General features: G+C 71.0%; 24 protein-coding genes. 11 read left to right on the forward strand and 13 right to left on the reverse strand.

The annotated features are described in order from the left end of the window. Positions 1-68: 68 nt before the first annotated feature. From ACYVBN_RS06255 to ACYVBN_RS06285, 7 genes are read right to left on the reverse strand one after another with little or no spacing between them, the layout of a single operon-like run. A complete protein-coding gene (locus ACYVBN_RS06255) occupies positions 69-788 on the reverse strand; it encodes an SDR family oxidoreductase (protein ID WP_460599744.1) in 720 nt (239 codons plus the stop codon). Continuing rightward, positions 772-2172, reverse strand: a complete 1401-nt coding sequence (locus ACYVBN_RS06260) for a bifunctional HldE family protein (protein WP_460599745.1) — start codon at positions 2170-2172, stop codon at positions 772-774. Before ACYVBN_RS06260 ends, ACYVBN_RS06255 begins: the two co-directional genes overlap by 17 nt. Further along, a complete protein-coding gene (locus tag ACYVBN_RS06265; RefSeq protein ID WP_460599746.1) occupies positions 2172-3395 on the reverse strand; it encodes a glycosyltransferase family protein in 1224 nt (407 codons plus the stop codon). The genes ACYVBN_RS06260 and ACYVBN_RS06265 overlap by 1 nt, the downstream gene beginning before the upstream one ends. After that, the gene (locus tag ACYVBN_RS06270; protein WP_460599747.1) at positions 3392-4369 is read right to left on the reverse strand and encodes a glycosyltransferase; all 978 of its coding nucleotides are present in this window, start codon (positions 4367-4369) and stop codon (positions 3392-3394) included. The genes ACYVBN_RS06265 and ACYVBN_RS06270 overlap by 4 nt, the downstream gene beginning before the upstream one ends. Beyond that, positions 4357-5436, reverse strand: a complete 1080-nt coding sequence (locus tag ACYVBN_RS06275; protein ID WP_460599748.1) for a glycosyltransferase family 9 protein — start codon at positions 5434-5436, stop codon at positions 4357-4359. Before ACYVBN_RS06275 ends, ACYVBN_RS06270 begins: the two co-directional genes overlap by 13 nt. Beyond that, a complete protein-coding gene (locus ACYVBN_RS06280; protein ID WP_460599749.1) occupies positions 5433-6962 on the reverse strand; it encodes an HAD-IIIA family hydrolase in 1530 nt (509 codons plus the stop codon). Before ACYVBN_RS06280 ends, ACYVBN_RS06275 begins: the two co-directional genes overlap by 4 nt. Beyond that, positions 6959-8623, reverse strand: a complete 1665-nt coding sequence (locus ACYVBN_RS06285) for a carbamoyltransferase family protein (protein WP_460599750.1) — start codon at positions 8621-8623, stop codon at positions 6959-6961. Before ACYVBN_RS06285 ends, ACYVBN_RS06280 begins: the two co-directional genes overlap by 4 nt. 281 nt (positions 8624-8904) lie before the next feature. Here ACYVBN_RS06285 and ACYVBN_RS06290 point away from each other — a divergent pair, with 281 nt between their 5' ends. The 4 genes from ACYVBN_RS06290 to ACYVBN_RS06305 are packed head-to-tail and all read left to right on the forward strand — an operon-like array spanning position 8905 to position 11887. Then, a complete protein-coding gene (locus ACYVBN_RS06290) occupies positions 8905-9702 on the forward strand; it encodes a sigma-70 family RNA polymerase sigma factor (protein ID WP_460599751.1) in 798 nt (265 codons plus the stop codon). Then, positions 9699-10619, forward strand: a complete 921-nt coding sequence (locus tag ACYVBN_RS06295) for a glycosyltransferase family 2 protein (RefSeq protein WP_460599752.1) — start codon at positions 9699-9701, stop codon at positions 10617-10619. The genes ACYVBN_RS06290 and ACYVBN_RS06295 overlap by 4 nt, the downstream gene beginning before the upstream one ends. 60 nt (positions 10620-10679) lie before the next feature. Then, positions 10680-10877 carry a hypothetical protein gene (locus ACYVBN_RS06300; RefSeq protein WP_460599753.1) on the forward strand — a complete coding sequence of 66 codons (198 nt, stop codon included), beginning with the start codon at positions 10680-10682 and terminating at the stop codon, positions 10875-10877. After that, positions 10874-11887: a DNA topoisomerase IB gene (locus ACYVBN_RS06305; RefSeq protein WP_460599754.1), complete on the forward strand. Its 1014-nt coding sequence runs from the start codon at positions 10874-10876 to the stop codon at positions 11885-11887. The genes ACYVBN_RS06300 and ACYVBN_RS06305 overlap by 4 nt, the downstream gene beginning before the upstream one ends. Positions 11888-11897: 10 nt before the next feature. On the opposite strand, the gene ACYVBN_RS06310 is transcribed toward ACYVBN_RS06305, so the two are convergent. The 5 genes from ACYVBN_RS06310 to ACYVBN_RS06330 are packed head-to-tail and all read right to left on the reverse strand — an operon-like array spanning position 11898 to position 14515. Continuing rightward, positions 11898-12101: a hypothetical protein gene (locus ACYVBN_RS06310; protein WP_440283718.1), complete on the reverse strand. Its 204-nt coding sequence runs from the start codon at positions 12099-12101 to the stop codon at positions 11898-11900. Continuing rightward, a complete protein-coding gene (locus tag ACYVBN_RS06315; RefSeq protein WP_460599755.1) occupies positions 12098-12442 on the reverse strand; it encodes a PRC-barrel domain-containing protein in 345 nt (114 codons plus the stop codon). Before ACYVBN_RS06315 ends, ACYVBN_RS06310 begins: the two co-directional genes overlap by 4 nt. Beyond that, entirely contained in the window at positions 12439-12828 is a 390-nt protein-coding gene (locus ACYVBN_RS06320) for a hypothetical protein (RefSeq protein ID WP_460599756.1), read from the reverse strand. Before ACYVBN_RS06320 ends, ACYVBN_RS06315 begins: the two co-directional genes overlap by 4 nt. Continuing rightward, a complete protein-coding gene (locus tag ACYVBN_RS06325; RefSeq protein ID WP_460599757.1) occupies positions 12828-14057 on the reverse strand; it encodes an NRAMP family divalent metal transporter in 1230 nt (409 codons plus the stop codon). Before ACYVBN_RS06325 ends, ACYVBN_RS06320 begins: the two co-directional genes overlap by 1 nt. Continuing rightward, complete coding sequence (locus ACYVBN_RS06330; RefSeq protein ID WP_460599758.1) at positions 14054-14515, reverse strand: hypothetical protein; 462 nt, start codon at positions 14513-14515, stop codon at positions 14054-14056. The genes ACYVBN_RS06325 and ACYVBN_RS06330 overlap by 4 nt, the downstream gene beginning before the upstream one ends. A gap of 131 nt (positions 14516-14646) precedes the next feature. Here ACYVBN_RS06330 and ACYVBN_RS06335 point away from each other — a divergent pair, with 131 nt between their 5' ends. The 7 genes from ACYVBN_RS06335 (at position 14647) to ACYVBN_RS06365 (ending at position 21509) form a co-directional block, all read left to right on the forward strand. After that, the gene (locus ACYVBN_RS06335) at positions 14647-14934 is read left to right on the forward strand and encodes a hypothetical protein (protein ID WP_460599759.1); all 288 of its coding nucleotides are present in this window, start codon (positions 14647-14649) and stop codon (positions 14932-14934) included. Then, the gene (locus tag ACYVBN_RS06340; RefSeq protein ID WP_460599760.1) at positions 14927-15889 is read left to right on the forward strand and encodes an SDR family NAD(P)-dependent oxidoreductase; all 963 of its coding nucleotides are present in this window, start codon (positions 14927-14929) and stop codon (positions 15887-15889) included. Before ACYVBN_RS06335 ends, ACYVBN_RS06340 begins: the two co-directional genes overlap by 8 nt. Next, a complete protein-coding gene (locus ACYVBN_RS06345) occupies positions 15886-16143 on the forward strand; it encodes a hypothetical protein (protein WP_460599761.1) in 258 nt (85 codons plus the stop codon). The genes ACYVBN_RS06340 and ACYVBN_RS06345 overlap by 4 nt, the downstream gene beginning before the upstream one ends. Before the next feature lie 93 nt (positions 16144-16236). Further along, positions 16237-18477, forward strand: coding sequence for a catalase (locus ACYVBN_RS06350; RefSeq protein WP_460599762.1), 2241 nt, complete (start codon positions 16237-16239; stop codon positions 18475-18477). Continuing rightward, positions 18441-19616, forward strand: coding sequence for a transaldolase (gene tal, locus ACYVBN_RS06355; protein WP_460599763.1), 1176 nt, complete (start codon positions 18441-18443; stop codon positions 19614-19616). The genes ACYVBN_RS06350 and tal overlap by 37 nt, the downstream gene beginning before the upstream one ends. Before the next feature lie 35 nt (positions 19617-19651). Beyond that, positions 19652-20701, forward strand: coding sequence for an enoyl-CoA hydratase/isomerase family protein (locus ACYVBN_RS06360; RefSeq protein WP_460599764.1), 1050 nt, complete (start codon positions 19652-19654; stop codon positions 20699-20701). Positions 20702-20732: 31 nt separating this feature from the next. After that, the gene (locus tag ACYVBN_RS06365) at positions 20733-21509 is read left to right on the forward strand and encodes a Clp protease/crotonase-like domain-containing protein (protein WP_460599765.1); all 777 of its coding nucleotides are present in this window, start codon (positions 20733-20735) and stop codon (positions 21507-21509) included. Here the strand turns inward: ACYVBN_RS06365 and ACYVBN_RS06370 are convergent. Beyond that, positions 21496-22017: a MarR family winged helix-turn-helix transcriptional regulator gene (locus ACYVBN_RS06370; protein WP_460599766.1), complete on the reverse strand. Its 522-nt coding sequence runs from the start codon at positions 22015-22017 to the stop codon at positions 21496-21498. The genes ACYVBN_RS06365 and ACYVBN_RS06370 overlap by 14 nt on opposite strands. Between the last annotated feature and the right edge of the window lie 3 nt (positions 22018-22020).

The raw sequence follows: 22020 nt of genomic DNA on the forward strand, positions 1-22020 counted from the left end.
GGGCCTGACCGGCCGGCCGATCCGGGCTCGTCCCAGGGCTCGTCCCAGGGCTCGTCCCAGGGCTCGTCCTAGGGCCAGGACGGCTCGGTCGACGCGGTGACGATCACCTCGCGCAACTCGACCCCGGCGGGCTGGGCCAATGCGGTCACCACCGCGGCCGCCACGTCGGCGGGGTCCATCAGGTCCGCGTCCGGCCCCGGCCGGTACTGCTCCGGCCGACCGTCGAAGAAGTGGGTGCGCATGCCGCCCGGCACGACCATGGTGACGCCGACGTCACCAGCCAGTTCCATCGTCAGCGCGCGGGTGAAGCCGACGACGCCGTGCTTGGAGGCGCAGTATGCCGTGGCGTCGCCGGCGGGCCGCAGACCCAGGGTGGAACCGATGGTCACCACTCGACCGTGCACCGTGCGCAGCTGCGGCAACGCGGCTCGCACCACGGCCGCAGTGCCCAGCAGGTTGACCGTGAGGACGCGGTCCCATGCGGCGCCCTCGACCGTGTCGAGCGCCCCGCACACATCGGTGCCCGCCGCGGTGACGACTCCCGTCACGTCGCCGTACTCGTCGACGACGCGGCCGACGGCCGCCTCGGTCGCGCGGGTGTCGCTCAGGTCGACCTCGACATGATCGAACTCGCCCTCCGGTGTGTTGATGTCGAGGACGACCGGTCGTCCCCCCGCGCGGAGTACGGCGTGCGCGACGGCCTCGCCGAGTCCGCTCGCGCCGCCGGTCACGATCACCGTGCCGGTCAGGGTCGCGGTGTTCGATCGGGTGTCAGCTGACGTTGTCATGCAGGTTCCTCTCCTGGTGTCGGCGAAGCAGGGATGTGGTCGAGCGGCCGTTGAGGTAGGGAAGGAGCACGACCTGGCCGCCCCATGAACGGACGACCTCTGCTTCGGGAAGTGAGTTGGCGTCGTAATCGCCGCCCTTGGCCCAGATGTCGGGCCGCAGTCGGCGTAGCGCCTCACGCGGATCGTCCTCCTCGAAGACGACCACGTCGTCGACCACCGACAGCGCCCGCAGTAGCCGGGCGCGGTCCTCGACGGACTGCACCGGCCGGCCCGGACCCTTGCGGCGACGGACCGAATTGTCGGAGTTGAGCATCACGACGAGTGAGTCGCCGAGCCGCCTGGCAGCCTCCAGCGAGGCGAGGTGCCCCGCGTGCAGGACATCGAAGCAGCCGCCGGTGGCGACCAGCGTGCCGCCGACCGGGCAGCGGCCCGGGCGGTCTGCGACTTCGGCGGCCGGCGGCGGCCCGGTCCGGTCCCGGAAACCGGTGGCGCCACCCTGGGCCACCCACCGGGAGGCCTCCTGGACACCGTGATGCACGGCCTCCGGCGGGGTGGCGCCGGACGCGAGCGCCAGCGTGATCGTCGCGGACAGGCAGTCGCCGGCGCCGCACGGATCGGCAGCCTCGGCGTCCGGTGCCGGTGCGAAGTACGGCTCCGGTGAGGATGTGGCCAGCCAGGCACCCTGCTCACCGCAGGTCACGCACATCGCGGTCGCCGACCACCGCCGCAGGAGTTCGGCGGCCAGGTGGGCGCCGTCCCAGGTGGAGACGTCTTCAGAGGTCTGCGCAGCGAGCGCGGCGCTCGCCTCGGCCAGATTGGGCGTGACCAGCGTGGCGCCGCGGACCGGTGCCGCGCCGCGCGGATGCGGGTCCCAGACCAGGATCCGTTCCCGGCTGCTGCGGCGCTGGAGCACCGCCCGTAGTTCGGGCTGCGCCGTCATACCGGCGCCGTAGTCGGACACGAGCACCGCATCGGCGCCCAGCACCCGATCGGCGGCCTCGGCGGGCAGTGCGCCCGGGGTGCCGGGTCCGCCCTCGTCGAACCGGGTGAGCGAGTAGCCGCCGGCGCGCACACGGGTCTTGCAGCGGGTGGGTCCCGTGTGCTCCAGCGCGATGACTCGCACCCCCTCGTGCGCGAGCAACCTGCGCAGCTCCGCCCCGGCGGCGTCGTCCGCGAGCGGCGCGATCAGGGTGACCCGGGCGCCGTGGCGGGCGCAGAGCACCGCCGCGAGGCCGGCGCCACCGGGCCCGCTGCGGACCCGGTCGACGTCCACCACCGGTGCGGGGGCGTCCGGGCAGAGGCGGTCGGCATGGCCCTGCAGGTCGCGGTCCAGCACGACGTCGCCCACCACGACCACGTCACGTCCCGGCGTGATGCGCGCCATCACCGGGCCACCGACCCGACCGGGGCGCCGGCTCGTGCCAGCGTCTCCCGGAACACGGTCTCGGTCTGCTCGGCGACGCGGGACCAGGCGTAACGGTCGTGCGCGCGCTCGGCGGCGCGGACCCCGCACAGCCGCAACAGCCGTGGCGAGGAGGTGATGCGGGCGACGGCGCCGGCCAGGGCGACCGGATCCTGGGGCGGGACAAGCAGACCGGTGCTGCCGTCCACGACGCTGTCGAGCAGTCCGCCGACCGCGGTGCCGACGACGGGGCGGCCGCATGCCGCCGCCTCCAGGGGCGTGATGCCGAACGGCTCGTACCACGGGCTGGCGACGACCACGTCCGCGGCGTGGTAGGCGGCGGGCATCTGCTCGTGCGGCACGCTGCCGGCGAACCGCACCCGGCCCAGCACGCCGAGCGAACCGGCGATCCGCACCAGTCGGCGTACTTCGGGGTCGTCCTCCAACTGCGCCGCGGGAGGACCACCGATGACCAGCAGTCGCGCCGTCGGGAGGTGGGCCAACGCCCGGATGACGGTCTCGACGCCCTTGCGCGGCACCAGCCGGGCGACGCTCAGCAACAGCGGGCCCAGGTCGGCCGTGCGCTCCTGGTGCTCGCCCGGACGGAACAGCTCCGTGTCGACACCGCACGGCACCACGCTGGTCCGGGCCGTGTCGACACCGGCCCGTTCGAGTTCGCGCACCTCGTCCGAGCAGGTCGCGATGATCGCGTCGGCACGCTGCCCGATGCGCGTCTCGTCGCCGATGCGGGACGGCGGGCTGGTGTCGTCCGCGCCCTGGTGGCGCCGTTTGACGGTGCCGAGGGCGTGGAAGGTCTGCGCCATCGGTATGCCGGAGGCGTCTGCGGCTCGCATGGCGGCGATCCCGGACATCCAGAAGTGGGCGTGCATGATGTCCGGCCGGCCGTGCCGGGACCAGTCACGTTGCATCCAGTCGGCGAAGGCCGGCATCAGCGGCAGCAGGTCGTCCTTGGGCAGGTAGCGGGCCGGGCCGACCGGGACGTGGACGACCGTCACGCCGGCGAGATCGACCCGTTCGGGCAGGTCGTCCAGGGGACGGTCGCGGCGGGTGTAGACGCTGACGTCGTGGCCGCGTGCCGCGAGATGCTGTGCCAGCGCCGCGACGTGGACGTTCTGCCCTCCGGCGTCGACCCCGCCGAGGGTGGCCAGCGGGCTTGCATGTTCCGAGATCATCGCGATCTTCATGATGTTGCCCCTTCCAGTAGTCGATCCCAGTCGTCCAAAAACCGTGGTAGCCCGAACTTCCCGAGCGCGTGTCGGCGTGCGGCGCGACCGGCTTCGCGGGCGCTGTCCGGATCGTCGATCCAGTGGTCGGCCCGTCGCAGCAGCGCGTCGAGGTCGCTGGAGACCAGTCCGGCGTCCGCCGGCACCGCCGCCGACGCCTCGGTCGTGTCGACGGCGAGCACCGGCATACCCAGCAACATCGCCTCGATGAGCGAGAGGCCGAGGCTGGTCCAGCGGCATACGTGCAGGTAGGCGCGGTGGCGGGGGAGGCGCTCGAGCATGTCGTGTTGCGGCAGGTCGTCGTGCAGTCGTGCGGTCCACGCCGAGAGCCCCAGGGCCGTCGCCTCGGTGGCCAGATCCTGCATGCCCATGCCGTAGACATCCAGCGGCCGGTGCCCGCGCGCCAGCTGCAGCAGGAGGTCCGTCCCGACGACGCGACCACGCCGCACCGGTTCGTTGACGACCGAAGCGAGGCCGGCGTGTTCTCCGGTGTAGCGGTAGCCGGGATCGACGACACCGTGCTCGACCACGGTGGTGGGCGCCCGGCCGCAGTCCCACATCAACCGGTTGAAGTGGGTGACGTGCACGACCGGGATGGTGTGTTGCTCGGCCATCGGGTGGCGGGTCGTGGCGGCAGGACCGCCGGGAGTGTTGTGCTCCAGGTAGAGCGCTGGCAGGTCGGCCCCGGGGACCCGCCCGGTCCACTGCCGGCAGAGCTCCTCCTCGTGCGGGCGCTGCAGGATCACGCAGTCGACATCGGTCCGGCCCAGCTCGTGAACCGGCACCTCACGCACCCGCTCCGGCCAGTCCCAGGTCCGCGCCCGGCCGCGGCCGTCCGGCCCGCGCTGCCCGTCCACGGGTATGACGACCTCGTGCCGACCCTGGACGAAGGACGTCGTCCAGGAGCCGTGCACGTGCCACATCAGGACGCGCATGACACCTCCCGGACCGTCGCCCCGGTCAGTTCGTCGACCGCGGCGACCACCCCGGCGCCGGTCACACCCCGCATGCACGGATGACCGGGGACCGGACAGACACGCGCACGGGAGGCGGCACAGGCGGCGCCCTGGTCACCGAGCAGCACGTGCGGGACCCCCCACGGCCGCCACCGGGCGGCCGGCACCACCGGGGCGAACACCGACACGACCGGCGTGCCGACCGAGGCGGCCAGGTGCGCCGCGCCGGTGTTGCCGGCCACCACCGCGTCGGCCGCGGCGATCACCTGCCGCAGCCGTTGCAGGTCGGTGCGGCCGATGAGATCGGTCACGGCGTCCGCGGCGGTCTGCGCAGCCAGCCCGCTGATCAGCTCCCGGTCACGGTCGTCCCCGGTCAGCACCACGTGCCGGCCTCCGGCCACCAGCGCCTGCACCGCGTCCCGCGTGAGCGCCGGACCGATCTGTCGCGCGGGGACCGAGGCGCCGGGGTGGACCACGACGTAGTGCTCGGGCAGACCCGACCCGTCGACCGGGCCGGGCGTCAGGCGCAGCCGCGCGTCGTCGTGGGCCGGCAGCGGGTATCCGGCGGCCTCGGCGAGGCGCAGCGCGGCGTGCACCTCGTGGCCGCCACGGTCGCCGCCGTCGTCGTCGGTCTCCGGTCCGCCGGGGGCGCACATCCGGCGGTGCCGGACGTCCAGCAGGCTGCCCGGGCCGGCGTCGCTGGTGCCCGCGATGCGCGGGATGCCGGCGAGGCGGCACACCATGGCGGCCGGCAGCGGACTCTGATGGAACGAGGTGAAGATGATTGCTTCGTCGTACTTCTCCCGCAGCCGTCCGACCAGCACGGCCAGTTCACCCGCGAACGTCGAGTGGCAGGGCGCGCCGACCCATGGCGCGTCGTAGGCGAGCGTGTCGGTGACACCCGGCAACAGCGCGGCGGCGGCCGCACCAGCGGTCGAGCTGAGGTAGTCGACCTGCTCGGCACCGGCGGCGATCGCGCGGATGGCCGGGCCGGTCAGCAGCACATCACCGATGCCGTCCATCCGCACCGCGAGCACCCGGGTCATGACTGTGCCCCCTGCAGCACCCAGCGCACGGCCGCCGTCAGGTCGGGCGCGACCTGTGGGGCGTCGTCGACCTCGCCGGCGCGGGTGGCGGCGTTGGGGACCAGCACCGCACGCGCGCCCGCCCGGCGGGCGGCGAGTATGTCGCCCTCGGTGTCGCCGATGACCACGCATTGCCCGGCCGGTATGCCGAGGGCACGCGCCGCTGCCCGGATCATCCCCGGCGCCGGTTTGCGGCAGCCGCAGCCGTCGGATGCACGGTGCAGGCAGGTCTGCCAGGTGTCGAACGGGCCGATCGCACGCTCCACCGCGGCGTTGCGTGCCGCCACGTCGTGCACCGTGCTGCGTCCCTCGCCGACCGCACCCTGGTTGGTGACCACCCCGGTCGCGATGCCCCGCGTGCGCAGCGCGGCGACCGCGTCGGGTGCACCGTCCAGCGGCCGCACCCGCGCCGGGTCGACCGGGCGCTCCTCGTTCTCGATCAGTGTGCCGTCCCGGTCGAAGAGCACCGCCCGGACCGGAAGCGGCCAGGGCTGCGCGTGGCGGTGGCGCCAACGGCCGGTGGCCGCATGGGCGACCGCGGACCACGGGATGAGTGCGGAGGTGACCGCCATCCGGCCGATCTCGGTGGGCGTCCGCGGCCCGGGCACGATCCGGCGCACGGCGAACTCGACGGTCGCCGTCAGCCAGCCGGCCGCTCCGGCAGCGGCGACCCGCCTGCCCCAGGAGGTACGGCCGCACAGCGCGCCGCCGACCGCGACGCACCCGAAGCCCACCGTGAGCAGGTGGCTACGCATCCGGCCCGGTCCCGCGGCCGCCGGGCGGCGCCACGCCGGGCCGTGCAAGCGGCGCATCAGGGCATCGTCGGCGTTGCCCCGCTGCAGCCGGACGCTGATCCATGGTCCGGCCGGTCGCACGGGATGCACGATGACCCGGTCCCCTTGCCGCAGAGACCATCCGGCCCGCTGCAGACGCAGCGCCAGGTCGGAGTCCTCGCGGTAGGCGCGCGGAAAGCGCTCGTCGAAGCCGGACACCTCCACCAGCGCCTCGCGCCGGAACGCCATCTCGGCGGTGATCCATCGAGCAACGGCCAGGCCGGCGGTGTTGCGCTCCCAGTCGGTCGGCCGCCGGTGCTGCGGCAGCGGCACATGGACCACGGCCTGGACACCACCGGTCGTGGTCGGCGCGTCGGCCAGGTCGGCGAGCAGACCCGGCGACCAGTCCGGTGGCACCTCGACGTCGTCGTCGACGAAGACCACCCAGGGCGCCCTGGTGACCTGCCAGCCCAGGTTGCGCGCCGCGGCGGGTCCGCGTGCCGGGCCGGCGACCACGCGGGTGCGGCAGCGCGCGGTGAGCGCGGCGGGGGCCGACAGGGGAGGGTCACCGGCCGGTCGGTCGTCGACGATGACCACCTCGGACGGGGGATGCGCCTGTCCGGCGAGACCGGCCAGAGTCACCTGCAGGCTCGGACGGCCGATCGTGGGCACGACGACCGCGTAGTCGATCGTGCTCTGCGCGTGCTGCGTCATCGGTCGCTCCCGAACAGGTCACGGCGGCGGACGACGTGCGGACCCAGCACCAGCAGGTCGACCGGTGCGGAACCGAAGATCTCCAGTGCCTCGCGCGGGGTGTCGACCATCGGCCGTCCCGCGGTGTTCAGGCTGGTGTTGATGACGACCGGCAGCCCGGTGAGCTGGTCGAACCGCTCCAGCATGTCCGCCAACCGCGGCTTCGTCTCCCGGTCGACGGTTTGGGCCCGGGCTGTTCCGTCAACGTGCGTGACGGCCGGGATGCGTTCTCGCCATTCGTCTTTCACGTCATGGATGAACAGCATGTAGGGACTGGGCAATGGGCCACCGGAGAAGATCTCGCCGGCCCGCTCGCGGCGCACCATGGGCGCGACCGGCCGGAACTGCTCCCGACCCTTGACGTCATTGAGCCGGCGCAGGTTGTCCGGATTGCCGGGGTGTGCCAGCAATGACCGCTGACCCAGGGCGCGCGGTCCGAACTCGCTGCGACCCTCGAACCACGCAATGATCCCATCGTCCGCCAGCGCCTGGGCCACGACACCCGGCAGATCGTCGGGGGTCTCGTACGGGACGGCGGCTCGGTGCAGTTCGGCCGCCAGGTCCGCGTCGGACCAGTCGCGCCCCAGCGCGGCCGTGGTGAAGTCGGCGCCGCCGGTCGCCACGATGTCGTCGGACGCGGCGAGAGCCGCACCCAGCGCTGTGCCGGCGTCTCCTGCCGCAGGCTGCACCCACACCGCGTCGAAGGGCGAGTCGCGCCACAGCCGGGAGTTCGCGACACAGTTCAGCGCGGTGCCGCCCGCCATCGCCAGGTGCGAGGTCCCGGTCTCGCCGTGCAGCCACGAGGCGAGATCCAGCAGCGTCTCCTCCAGACAGGCCTGCACCGAGGCCGCCAGGTCCGCGTGCGGCGCGGACCACTCCTCGTGCGGCGCACGGCGCGGTGCCCAGCGGGTCCAGTCGGGAACCCGCGCGGTGAATCCGCCGCCGCCGTCGGCGTGCATGCTCTCCCGCAGCTCGCGCAGGTGACGGGGACGCCCGTACGACGCGAGTGCCATGACCTTGTATTCGTCGCTGGAGCGCAGGAAGCCCAGATGTTCGGTGAGTGACTCGTAGACCAGGCCGAGCGAGTCCGGAAGCTGTTGCGCCGCAATGACATTCAGCTTCCCATGGTCATAGGCGCCGGCAAGGTGCGAGGCGCTCTCGCCGCGTCCGTCGATCACCAGCACGCTCGTGTGCCGTTCGTCGTCCTGGCCGGCCCGAAGCAGCCCGGCCGACGCTGCGTGCGCGACGTGGTGGGGCACATACCGGAACACCCCGGTGCCGAGGTCGCGGAGTTCGTGGGCGATGAACTTCGGTGCGTGTTCGGCATACCGCTGGCGCAGCCAGTCCCACGGGTCGTCGAGCCCCAGCTCCGCCGCCGGGGCGGCCAGGGCGGGGTCGTAGGAGTAGGCCACCGCGTCGAGGTCGGCCGCCGACAGTCCGGCGCGGTCGAGGCACCATGACATCGCCTCGACAGGCAGCTCCCACGCGGCGAACGGCACCGGCCGTTTGCCGTGCTTGCGGCGACTGAAGCGTTCTTCCTCCGCGGCCGCCACGATCCGTCCGTCGACGACCAGGGCCGCCGACGGGTCGTGGAACAGGGCATTGATCCCGAGCACTCGCATGCCGAGCCGGTACCCCATCGGTATGGCGTCGAATCGTCCGGGCCGATGTCCTACCGCACGTCGTAGCAGTGCGCGCGGGTCGGTCTGCGGTGGGGTCTGACGGTTGACCTGAACGAGCGTCCACGGACTTTCTTTTGATCCGAATCACGTTGTGGCACAATGGAATTGTCCGACCGGACCGCGGTCGCCCCTTGCCGACTTGCGCGGAGGGTGTCAGGGTGAAACCAACGTGCCGGCTCAAGAAGCGTGGTCGGCGTGGTTTCTCGTGGAAGACAAGAGCCATGCCGCACTCAGCAGTCATCAGCAGGTCCTCGCAACGCACCTCGAGCGCCGAGGACATGCTCCGCAAGGCACAACATTCCAACCGCGCCACCGCCGCCCGGTTGCGTCACGAGGTCGTGCTCGACCATGTGGCACTGGCGACCTCCATCGCCCACCGCTACGACCACCGCGGCCTGGAACGACAGGATCTGGAGCAGGTCGCCCTGCTCGGGCTGGTGCAGGCGGTGCGCCGTTACAAGCCCGGCCACGGCTCGGGCTTCCTGGCGTTCGCCGTACCGACCATCACCGGTGAGCTGAAACGGCACTTCCGTGATCACGGATGGGCGGTGCGCCCCCCGCGCCAGTTGCAGGAGCAGAGCCTGGCCGTCCGGTCGTGCGTGGAGAGCCTGGCTCAGGAGCTCGGTCGGGATCCCAGCGCCGCCGAGGTGGCCGAGAGGCTCGGCATCGCGGTGCAGGACGTCGAGCACGCCCAGGCGGTCGACGGTCAGTACGTCGCCCGCTCCATGGACGCGCCGGTGGACCACGACAGCGGTATGTCGCTGTGCGACACGCTGGGCGAGACCTCGAGCGACCTGGCACGGGTCGAAGACTTCGAGGCGCTGCGGCCGTTGCTGCGCAGCCTCAAGGCGCGGGAGCGGCTGATCGTCCGGTTGCGCTTCGTCGACAACCTGACCCAGCGACAGATCGGGCAGCGGATCGGTGTCAGCCAGATGCAGGTCTCCCGGCTGCTCGCCGACATCCTGCTCCGCCTGCGCCGGGCGATGGCAGCCGAGAACGACATCAGCGCAGCATCGTGAGCCCGGGCGCGACGGCTGCCGCTCTCGCCGAGCGGCTGACGGTCGTGCTGCTCACGCACAATTGTGCGAGCTGGATCGACCGCACGCTGGACAGCCTCCTGTCGCTCGGTGTGCCCATCATCGCGGTCGACAATGCGTCCACCGACGACACCGTCGACCGTCTGCAGCGCAGCGGCGTCGAGGTCGTCCGCCTGGCACGCAACCGCGGTGCGGCTGCCCGGAATGTCGGTGCGGAGCGCGCCGGCACGCCATACATCGCCTTCTGCGACGACGACGGCTGGTTCGAACACGCCGGCCTCGAACGCTCGGTCGGCCTGCTGGACCGGCACCCGTCGCTGGCCGTGGTGAACGCCCGGATCCTGGTCAACGACGAAGCCCGGCTCGACCCGATCTCGCGGGAGATGGAGGGCAGTCCGTTGCCGGAGGACGCGGGCATTCCGGGCACGGTGTTGATGGGTTTCATGGCCGGTGCCGTGGTCGTGCGGCGCGAGGCGTTCCTGGACGTGGGCGGTTACGACCCGCGCTTCTTCATCGGCGGCGAGGAGGAGACGGTCGCCATCCCGTTGCTGCGGCACGGTTGGCGGATGCGTTACGACCCACAGGTCGTGGTGCGCCACTACCCGAGCGGGGTCAACGCGCCCCACCTGCGTCACTACGGAGTGCGCAACACCCTGACCACGGCGTGGCTGCACCGCCCGTGGCGGCGTGCGGTCTCCTGGACGTGGTTCATCGCCCGCACGACGCCGTCGTGGCGGACCCTGCTGCGCGGGCTCGGCATGTTCGTGCGCGACGTGCCGTGGATCATGCGTGACCGCACGGTGATGGCACCGGAGCTGGACAGTGCCCTCTGCCTGCTCGAAGCGCGTCGCCGCGCGGCGACACCCAGTCGGCGGCGACACCGCGAGTCGGTGTGGTGAGCGCCGAGAACGCCCGCCCGACAACCCATTTCACGCACCGCTCGTCTTCGGAGGTATCTGATGGCTGACGATCTTCGCACTCTCATCGCACGGCTGGCGGCGCTCGAGGACGCCGCGCGCGTCGTCCCTGCTGCAGCACCGGGCGACCCCAGCGCGGCGGTCAATCCGGACCTCCAACAGGTCATCGACGAGGAGCGGGTCGTCGTCGAGCAGATCCGGCAGTTGCGGACGGCGGCGGTCGCGGCCGGCGATCTGTGACCCAGACGTCGCTGCGGCGCGCCGACACCAGCGAACCGGGCATCAGCCGCCGTCGCGCCGGCCGCGGCTTCTCCTACCGCGACCCGGCGGGTGGGACGGTCGACGCGCAGACACGCGCGCGCATCGAGCAACTGGCCATACCGCCGGCCTGGACCAAGGTGTGGATCTGCGTGGACCCGCAGGCGCACCTGCTGGCGACCGGCGTGGATGCGGCCGGTCGCACGCAATACCTCTACCATCCCGACTGGCGTGCGGCCCGGGACGCCGAGAAGTTCGAGCGAGTGGTCCACCTGGGGCAGCAACTGCCCGGCCTGCGGCGGCAGCTGCGCCGGGAACTCGGGGCATGGGCCGGCGGTCCGCCACCGCGGGAAGCTGTCGAGTCGCTGGCGCTGCTGCTGCTGGACACCGGTTCACTGCGGATCGGCTCGGAAGCCTACGAGCAGGAGAACGGATCCCACGGCGCCGCCACGCTGCTCGTGCAGCACGTGCGGGGTTCCGGCACGGGTGTGACGCTGGAATTCCCGGCGAAGGGCGGCGAGCTCGCCCAGGTGACGGTGCCGGACTCCCTGATGGCGTCGCGGATCGTGCGGCTCACCCGGGACCGTGGCGGGAAGGACTACCTGCTGTCCTTCCATGACGAACAGGGGTGGCATCACCTCACCAGCGCCCTGGTCATCGGGCGGTTCCACGCGTTGGCCGGCGACGAGTTCTCGGTGAAGGACCTGCGGACGTGGGCGGCGACCGTTGCTGCCGCTGAATCGCTCGCGGCCGGGGCCGCGCGTGGGGGAGACCGGGGCCAGCACGTGCGCGATGCGGTGGCCGCCGCTGCCGACACCCTCGGCGACACCGTGGCCGTGGCACGCAACAGCTACGTCGATCCGCGTCTGGTGAGCGCCTATGAGGCGACCGGGCGTACCGTCGGCCGTTGCCGTGGGCCGGTCCTGCAGCACAGCAGCGCGGTCCGCCGCCGGGTCGAACGGCAATTGCTGGAGATCCTGCGCGAGGCGTGACCGATGCGCCTCACCGCGGCGCGCTGCTGTAGCCGGGCCGATCCGCATCGGTGTCGTCGTCACGCGGCTGATCGTCCCCGTCCTGCTGGTCCGACTCGTCGGCGCGCATCGTCGCGTCGTCGTGGCCGCGCAGGACGAACCAGCACAGCAGCACCACGAGCACGCCGAAGATGCACCATGCGATCAGGACGTCGATGCCTCCGTTCTGCGTCATGTTCCCTCCCCTGCGGCGTTGTGCTCCCGTTGGTCGATGCGGACCGTGACCTGGTGGGTGCCGACCTCTGTGACATCGGACCACGGCACCAGGACGGAACGGTTCGCCATACGGCGGAAGAAGGACGTCAGTGGCCACGGCCCGGCCATCTGGCCGCGGCCGTAGCCGAGGCGGTGGGCGTAGCCGGCCTTGCCGATCAGCAGCGCGCTGATGGCGAAGGCCGGTTCGCCGGAGTCCGGCGTGGGAGGTGCACCGGTTTCCAGCCGGACGTCGTGCACCTTGCCGAGGGACCGGCCTGCGGTGTCGACCGCTGCCAGACCCAGTAGGTCGACCGCTCTCATCGCGAGCCTCCGGGGATCGCCTTGACGATGTTGTCGCGTGCCCAGTCGGTGGTCCGGTGGATCCCGAGACCACGCGCGGTCTCACGCAGCCGGATCTCCCGGCGGTTGATCCGTTGCACCTCGCTGAGCGGGATGCGGACCGGGCTTCCGCCAGTGGGGGACAGGCGACGGCCGATGGACCAGATGGCCAGCCCGATGACGCCGCCGACCCGGGGCCCGAATGCCGAGGGGCCGCACAGCAGTGCCTCCAATACGGGTGGGCCGCCGTCGTTCGGGACCCGGAACTCCACGTCGTCGACCTTGCCGACGGGGTCGCCGTCGGCGGAGTAGATCTGCACGTCCAGCAGTTGGCTCAATGCGGCTGCCTGCCACTCCCACTCGGGCATCAGGAACCTCCTCGTGTCCAGAACAGCAGCGGCAGCGTGGCGACGGAGACCACGCCGATGATGGTCAGGAAGATGACGCCCAGGGTGTTCGCCAGCTTCCCGTTCACCCGATCGCCCAGATAGTCGCGGTCGTTGGCGATGATCAGCACCGGCATGAATGTCAGCGGGATGGCGGCAGCACCCAGCACGACGGACATGATGGTGATGGTGATCGGGTCGATGGTGGTCAGCACCACCATCGCTCCGGCGATCAGCGTCAGCAGGCAGATGATGTGGAACTGCGGGGCAGCGGACGGCCGCAGCCATTTGCCCCACGCCCAACCGAAGTATTGTGCGACCGAATATCCGGTGGAGAGAGTGGCTTCCGCACCGGCGGCGAAGGTCGCCGCGAAGAATCCCACCAGCGCGAACGCCAGGCCGACCTTGCCGAAGGCCAACGCGACGGGCAGGCCCACCTCGTCCAGGTGCCCCACGCCCGACCCGAGCGGCTGCAGCACCACCGCGGACGTCGCCATCAGCGCAATGCTGAGCAACCCGCCGAGCGGGAATCCCACGATCGTGTTCACGCGCATCTCGACCATCGACTTGCGGGTCCAGCCCTCCTCCATGCCACCGGAGGAGAAGAAGATGATCTGGTAGGGCACCAGGCAGGCGCCGATCAACGAGACCGCGTAGAAGAAGTAGGTCGAATAGGCCTCCTGGCCCGGCACCGACGGATGCGTCGCGCCGTGCAGCAGCGTCCCCCAGTCGGTGGGGAGCCAGAAGAGGGCCAGCACGAAGACCAGCAGCGCCAGGCCGATGACCCCGAACACGTTCTCGATGGCCTTGAACGGCATACGCCAGATGACGCCCCACATCGCCAAGGCGATCAGCGGCACCCACAGCAGGTAGTTGACGTCGCTGACCAGTTCCAGTGCGAGGCCGACACCGCCGATCTCCGCCGCCAGCGTCAGCAGGTTGAGCACGCAGGTGGCCAGCAGGTTGAACAAGCCGAAGCGCACCCCGAGCCGCTCGCGCACGATGTGGAAGACAGGACGTCCCGCCACCGCGGTCACCCGGCCGGCCATCTCGGCATACACCGTCATCCCGAAGGTCCCGATGACGATCGCCCAGGCCAGCGACATCCCGAAGCGGGCACCGGTGACGCCGCTGGTGACGACGTTGCCGATGTCGAGGAAGCCGCCGATCGCGGTGACCAGCCCGAGAGTGATGACGAAGACGCGCTTCACAGTCCCACCTGCTCCATGCCCTTGAGCGTCTTCAGCGGGGCGGCCAGATCCTTGATCGACTGGGCGACGCCCTGACGATCGTTGCGCCGCAACGCAATTCGTAGGTCTGTCAAGGAGCTGGATGCTGCTTGCAACGGCTTGTCGATCTTGTCCTTGAGCTGGATGGCCGCCTCGGTGGGTGGCTGTCTGCTGTCGTAGGTGCTGACGATGGAGCCGACGTCGTCCTCGGCGTGCGACACCATGGTGTCGGCGTACGCCTTCATCATCTTGCCGTCGTGCCAGGCCTGCGCGCCCGTCCTCGTCGTGGCGACGATGCCGGCGACCGCGCGTGCGGTCGTGCGGGTCTTGGTCTGGTAGTCCGACATCGTCGGCGAGGGCGTGGCGCAACCCGCCAACGCCAGCATCACGGCGCAGGCGACGACCGGCGGGCGCGATCGGCGATGTTCACCGTGCGACATGAGTTGCTGATACCCGCGCTCGGACAAGACAACCGCCAGCCGTCCGGGTGCCGGACCGCGTTTGCCGGTGTCGGTTAGGGGTATGCCGCGGGCGATCCGCCGACCACCGGCGCCGGCACGAGGAGGACACCATGGCAAGCGAATCGGTCGAGCACACCACCACGGACCATGACGAGATCAAGCAATGGGTGCAGAGCCACGACGGTGTCCCGGCCGTGGTGGCGAGCACGCAGGACAAGAGCGGCGGGGGAGTGCTGCGCATCGACTTCCCCGGTGGCTCCGAGGACGGGCTGACCGAGGTCGGCTGGGACGAATGGTTCGAGACGTTCGACAGCCGGGGCCTCGCGTTCCTCTACCAGGCTCGGAAGGCGGACGGGGAGGACAGCACGTTCTGCAAGCTGATCGATGCCGATGAGTGAGCCGGCGTCCGGACCGGCCGGGGGCACCCGCGGCTGTGCGGTCGTGGCGGGCGGCTCCCGTGGACTCGGCCTGCTGATCTGTCGCGAACTCGCCGACCGCGGCTACGAAGTGCACACGTGCGCCCGCTCAGGCGACGAACTCGACCGGATGCGAACCCAACTCGCGGGCGAGGGACTGCAGGTGCACACCACCGTCTGTGACGTCCGGGACGAGCAGCAGACGCGCGACTGGATCTGCGGCGTGGGCGCCGAACGGGTCGAGGTCGCCATCCATGTGGCCGGTGTCATCCAGGTCCTGCCGGCCGAGACGGCCACGGTGGCGATGTACGAGGACGCGATCCGCACGATGCTGCTCGGGCCGATCCACCTGGCGGATGCCGTCCTCGGCGCGATGCGGACGGCCGGCCGCGGACGGATAGGGGTGGTGTCCTCACTCGGCGGGGTGGTCAGTGCGCCGCGCCTGGTGCCCTACGGCGCCGCCAAGTTCGGCGCGCGAGGCTTCTCCGAGGGGCTGTCCGCGGACCTGGCCGGCAGCGGCGTGACCTGCACCACCGTCGTGCCCGGTCTGATGCGGACGGGCGCGCACACCCATGCGCGGTTCCTGCAGCGCGGAGCCGACGACTACCGATGGTTCGCTGCGGGCGCGTCGTTGCCGCTGCTGTCGATCGACGCCGACCGTGCCGCACGGCGCATCGTCGACGCCGTGCTCGCCGGCAAGCCGTGGATCTCACTGACACCGTTGGCCTGGTGCGCCGGCCGGGCACACGGCATCGCACCAGGACTCACGATCCGGTTCACCGGGCTGATCTCCCGGTGCCTGCCCGCGTCGGATTCGTCCGATGAGCAGCGCACCGGCGACCTGGCACCGGGGGCGGTCCTGCGACGCCGCGTCGGATCGGGTGTGCGCCTGCTGACCGCACTCGGCGACCGCGCAGCAAGGAGGAACAACGAATGAACGACACAACCGGACGTGCGCCGGACGAGCAAACCGACGAGCCCGCACCGGACGGGCCGAACGCGGCGGGCGATGCCGGCCGCGAGCGGCAGGTGTCCGAGATCCGCAATCTGCGTGTGCCGGACAACGAGCGCGGACTGCAGATCGACGAAGGCATCCCGCCGGAGGAAGCGGCGCGTCAGGAGGAGGACGGACCGCCGGACGAGTCCGAGGGCACCGCGGTGACCTCCACCTCGCTGCGCGACGACGTGTGAACGGCGCAGAGCGGGGTACTGCGGAACCCGTTGCACCGCAAAACGATTCGAGGGACAAGAAGTTCGCGCTGCGGCGCGGGTAGGGAGTACGTCGTGAGCAACTCGCAGGACCAGCACCGGGCACAGCGGGTGCGGGTGGAGGCGCCGGGCCGGCCGGGAGCCGAACCGGCGCCGGTGGACGAACCGACCACTCCGCGTGAGCCGCTGCCGCCGAAGCCGGACCAGCACGGGCCGGCGCCGACCTCGCCGACCGGACTGCCGCTCGACGTCGAGCCCACCTACGCCGCACAACAGGGCGCCTACCTGACCACGGCCGGTGGCGTGCGGCTGCGCGAGACCGACATCTCGCTCAAGGCCGGACCGCGCGGCCCGATCCTGCTGCGGGACCACCATCTGCGCGAGAAGATCATGCACTTCGACCACGAGCGCATCCCGGAGCGGGTGGTGCACGCGCGGGGTGCTGCTGCGCACGGCCATTTCGTGGCCAACGGGGCCGCCGAAAGCCTGACCTGCGCGGCCTTCCTGCGAGAGGGTGCGCGGACGCCGGTCTTCCTGCGTTTCTCCAACGTCGTCGGTTCGCGGGGATCGATGGACACCGCACGCGACACCCGCGGTTTCGCCACCAAGTTCTACACCGGGGAAGGCGTCTTCGACCTCGTCGGCAACAACATCCCGGTCTTCTTCATCCAGGACGGCATCAAGTTCCCGGACGTCGTCCATGCGGTGAAGCCCAACCCCAGCAACGAGATTCCGCAAGCGCAGAGCGCGCACGACGGCTTCTGGGACTTCGTCTCCCTGCACACCGAGGCGCAGGCGCACACCATGTGGCAGATGTCCGACCGCGGCATCCCGCGGTCCTACCGGATGATGGAGGGCTTCGGCGTGCACACCTTCCGGCTGATCAACGAGGCGGGGGAGACCTCCCTGGTCAAGTGGCACTGGAAGCCGGCGCTCGGGGTGCATTCGCTGACCTGGGAGGAGGCCCAGTTGGCCGCCGGCAACGACCCGGACTTCCACCGGCGTGACCTCGCGGACGCCATCGAGGCGGGCGCCTTCCCCAGCTGGGACCTCGGCGTGCAGGTCTTCCCGGACACCGAGGACCAGATGTTCGAGGGCATCGACCTGCTGGATCCCACCAAACTGGTGCCCGAGGAGCTGGCACCCGTGCAGCTCATCGGGACGATGACCTTGGACGCCAACCCGGTGAACTACTTCGCCGAGACCGAGCAGGTGGCGTTCCACCCCGGGCATCTGGTCCGCGGCATCGACGTCACGAACGACCCGCTGCTGCAGGCCCGGCTGTTCTCCTACTTGGACACCCAGCTGACCCGGCTGGGCGGTCCGAACTTCGAGCAGATCCCGATCAACCGCACGCATGCGCCGGTGAACGACATGCTGCGGGACGGTTTCCACCAGGACGCCGACCAGGGCGGCGCCGCGCCATACCACCCGAACTCACTGGACGGCGGCTGCCCGTTCCTGGCCGACGACAGCTCCGCGGCATACATCGACGTGCCCGAGAAGGTCGCTGAGAGTCATACGGTGCGCGAGCAACCGGCCGGCTTCGACGACCACTACAGCCAGGCGACGCTGTTCTACCGCTCGCTGACGCCGGTGGAGCAGGAACACGTCGCGCAGGCGTACTCGTTCGAGCTGGGCAAGTGCTACGAGCAGGCGGTCAAGGAGCGGGAGGTCGCCTGTCTGGCCAGCATCGACGACGAGCTGACCGAGCGGGTCGCGGCGGCGCTGGGCATCCCGGTGCCCGAGCCGACCGTCGCGCCGGCCGCCGACGTCGAGACCAGTGCGGCGCTCAGCCAGGTCGGGCACGCGTGGCCGGTGGCGGGACGTCAGGTGGCCCTGATCGTGGATGACGACAGCGACGGCGAGGAGGTCGCGCAGGTGCGTGCAGCCCTGCTCGACGCCGGCGTGCTGGCCATCCCGGTCGCGCCCCACGGCGGCGACGTCGCGGGCGTGCCCGCGCAGCGTACCTACCTCACGGCCGCCTCGATCGAGTTCGACGCGGTCGTGCTGTTGACGTCCGCGGCCCCGGCACCCGATGCGGTGCCGAATCTGGACGCCAAGGCCGGATATGACGATGGGCCGGACCGCACCGTCGACCCGCGGGTGGCGAAGCTGGTGGGCGAGTTCTGGCGGCACTCCAAGTCGATCGGCGCCGTCGGCGGCGGCCTGGACGTGCTGCCGGCGGCGGGTGTGGCCGCCGGCGCACCGGGAGTGCAGGTGGGTGAGGCCGCGGTGGTGGCCGAGGCTGTGCTGCACGACCTGCAGCAGCATCGGGTGTGGCAGCGCTTCGGGCCGCAGGGCGGCGCACGGTGATGGAGATCCCGAAGACCGATGCGTTGCAACGCCTCTCGGCCAACGGGGTCGCCGTGTGGCTGGACGATCTGTCGCGCGAACTGCTCGCCGGCGATCTGGACGACCTGATCGAGCATTACTCGGTGGTCGGGATCACCACCAATCCGACCATTTTCGCGTCCGCTCTGGCGCGAGGTGATCGGTACGACGAACAACTGAAACATCTTGCCTTCGAAGGTGTCTCGGCGTCGGAGGCGGTGTTTCGCATCACCACCGACGACGTGCGGTCCGCGTGTGACCGCCTACGGCAGGTGTATGACGCGACCGACCGCCGCAACGGCCGGGTCTCCCTCGAGGTCGACCCGGGCCTGGCACACGACACGCAGGCGACCGTCGCGCAGGCGCGCCGGCTGTGGGAGACCGTCGACCGGGAGAACCTCTTCGTCAAGGTGCCGGCCACGGCCGAGGGCATCCCGGCGATCGAGCAGCTCATCGGCGAGGGCATCAGCGTCAACGTGACGCTGATCTTCTCGCTCAGCCGCTACCGGGAGGTCAGCAACGCCTACCTCGCCGGACTGCGCACCGCCGTGGAGCGCAACCTGAACCTGGCGCAGATCGCCTCGGTCGCCTCCTTCTTCGTCAGCCGGGTGGACGCCGCGATCGACGCGCGCCTCGGCGCGGATGACCGGCAGGACACCGAGGCGTTCCGCGGCCAGGTCGCGATCGCGAATGCCCGGTGCGCCTACCGGATCTTCACCGAGACGCTACGCAGTGCCGACTGGCGCGAGCTGCAGGAGCAGGGCGCCCGGCCGCAGCGGCCACTGTGGGCGTCGACCGGAGTGAAGGACCCCGCCCTGCGGGACACCCTGTATGTCGAGGAACTGGTCGCACCGGAGACGGTCAGTACAATGCCGCTGGCCACTCTGCGGGCGGTGGCCGATCATGGCCGGATCACGACGGACACGATCACCGATCGGTTCGACGCCGCCGACCGGACGGTGCGGACCGCCGAGGACCACGGCGTCGACATGGCGCAGCTCGCCGACCAGTTGGAGCGCGACGGGGTCGGCAAGTTCGAGCAGAGCTGGGCACAGCTCGCGGAATCGGTCCGTGAGCAACTCGGCCGGATGGCGCAGGACGAACGTCGATCAGGCCCGTGACGGCGGGGCACGCCGCGTGATCTAGCGTGCAGCAGGTGACATCGCAGACCGAACCCACCGTGCTGGTCCGCGTGACCGGATCGGTCGGGCGGGTGACCCTGAACCGGCCACGGGCCATCAACGCGCTCACCGCGCAGATGGTGCGGACACTGCACTGCACCCTGGACGCGTGGGCGGTCGACCCCGGCATCACCGCCGTGCTGCTCGACGGCGCGGGCGAGCGGGGCCTCTGCGCCGGCGGGGACGTCGTGGCGATGCACGCCGACGCCGTCAGTGGCGGCACCGGCATCCTGGACTTCTGGCGCGCCGAATACCTGTTGAACGACGCCATCAGCCGCTTCCCGAAGCCGTATGTCGCACTCATGGACGGCATCGTGATGGGCGGTGGTGTCGGCGTCTCGGCCCACGGCAACACCCGGATCGTCACCGAACGGTCACGGATTGCGATGCCGGAGACCGGGATCGGCTTCGTGCCCGACGTCGGCGGCATCCACCTGCTGGCGCACGCGCCGGGGGAGACCGGCACGCATCTGGCGCTCACCGCGGGCCCGCTGGACGGCGCCGACGCCATCGCGCTCGGCTTCGCCGATCACTTCCTGCGCTCCGGCATACTGCCTGACCTGATCGCGGCGGTGGTGGCCGACGGTGTCGACGGCGCCATACAGAAGTATGCCGAAACCCCGCCGCACTCAACGGTGCTGGCGCAGCGCCCCTGGATCGACCAGGTGTATGCCGCCGACACCGTCGAGCAGATCGTCGAGCGACTCGGGCGGCGCACGGAGCCCGAGGCGCAGGCCGCGGCGGAGGCGCTGGCCGGCAAGTCGCCGGCCGCGTTGAAGGCCACGCTCCGCTCGCTGCGGTGGGCGCGCGAGAACGACTCTCTTGCAGCGATGCTCGACCAGGACTTCCGGGCCGTCTCTCATGCGCTGCGCACGCACGACCTGGCCGAGGGCATCCGCGCCCAGGTCATCGACAAGGACCGCACGCCGCACTGGTCGCCGGCCACTCTCGCCGAGGTCGACGAGGCGATGGTGGACGCCTACTTCGCACCCGTGGAGCGCGAACTCGGTCTGCTCGGCAGGTAGCGCAGCGCGCGCGCTGGCCTACGATCGCCGGGTGAGCGAATACACGACGATCCTGGTGGAGCGCGACGGACGCACCGCGACGATCACCCTCAACCGGCCCGAGGCGCTCAATGCGCTCAACTCCCAGGTGATGACCGAGGTCGTCTCGGTCGCCGAGGAGTTCGACCGGGATCCGGGTGTCGGCGCCATCGTCATCACCGGGTCCGCGAAGGCGTTCGCGGCCGGCGCGGACATCAAGGAGATGGCCGATCAGTCGTTCTCGGACGTGCACAACGGCAACCTCTTCGCCGGTTGGGACCGGCTGGCGCAGGTGCGCACGCCGGTCATCGCGGCGGTCGCGGGTTATGCGCTCGGCGGCGGCTGTGAACTGGCGATGCTGTGCGACTTCATCATCGCGGCCGACACCGCCAAGTTCGGCCAGCCGGAGATCACCCTCGGCGTCATACCCGGCATGGGCGGATCCCAGCGGCTGGCCAGAGCGGTCGGCAAGGCCAAGGCGATGGACCTGGTGCTCACCGGCCGGATGATGGATGCGCACGAGGCCGAGCGCTCCGGTGTCGTCGCCCGGGTCGTGCCGGCCGACGACCTGCTGCGGGTGGCGAAGGAGGTCGCCGGCACCATTGCGGGCATGTCGTTGCCGATCTCGATGCTGGCCAAGGAAGCGGTCAACGCCAGCTTCGAGAGCGGCCTGGGCGAAGGGCTGCGGCTGGAGCGGCGGTCCTTCCACGCCGCCTTCGCCACCGATGACCAGAAGGAAGGTATGGCGGCCTTCATCGCCAAGCGCCCGCCGCGGTTCACCAACTCGTAGCTTCTTCCTCGAAATCGCCGGCGCCCTGGCGCAGCCGGGCGAGGATGCGCAGCAACGGTGCCAGGTCGTCGTCGGCCAGTCCGGGCTCGGCGAAGACCGTCTCGTTCAGCTGCCGGGTCGCGGTCAGCGACAGCTCGTGCCCCTCGGGCGTCAGCTCCACCAGGGTGGTGCGCCGGTCGGTCGGGTGCGGCGCGCGCCGGACCAGCCCGGCTCGCTCCAACCGGTCGACGGCGTTGGTGACGCTGGTCGGGTGGACCTGCAGCCGGGCGCTCGCCTTGGCCATCGGCAGCGCGCCGGAACGGGTGAAGTGCAACAGCGTCAGCAGCTCGTAGCGGGCGAAGGTCAGCCCGAGGGGGCGCAGCACCTCCTCGACACGCGCCAGGAAGATCTGCTGGGCCCGAATGATCGAGGTGATGGCGGCCATGCCGTCGGCATACTCACCCCATCCGTGTGCGGTCCACTGTCGGCGCGCCTCGGCGATCGGGTCCTGGGGCAGCGGGCTCGGCATGCC

This window comes from Flexivirga lutea (assembly GCF_054778955.1).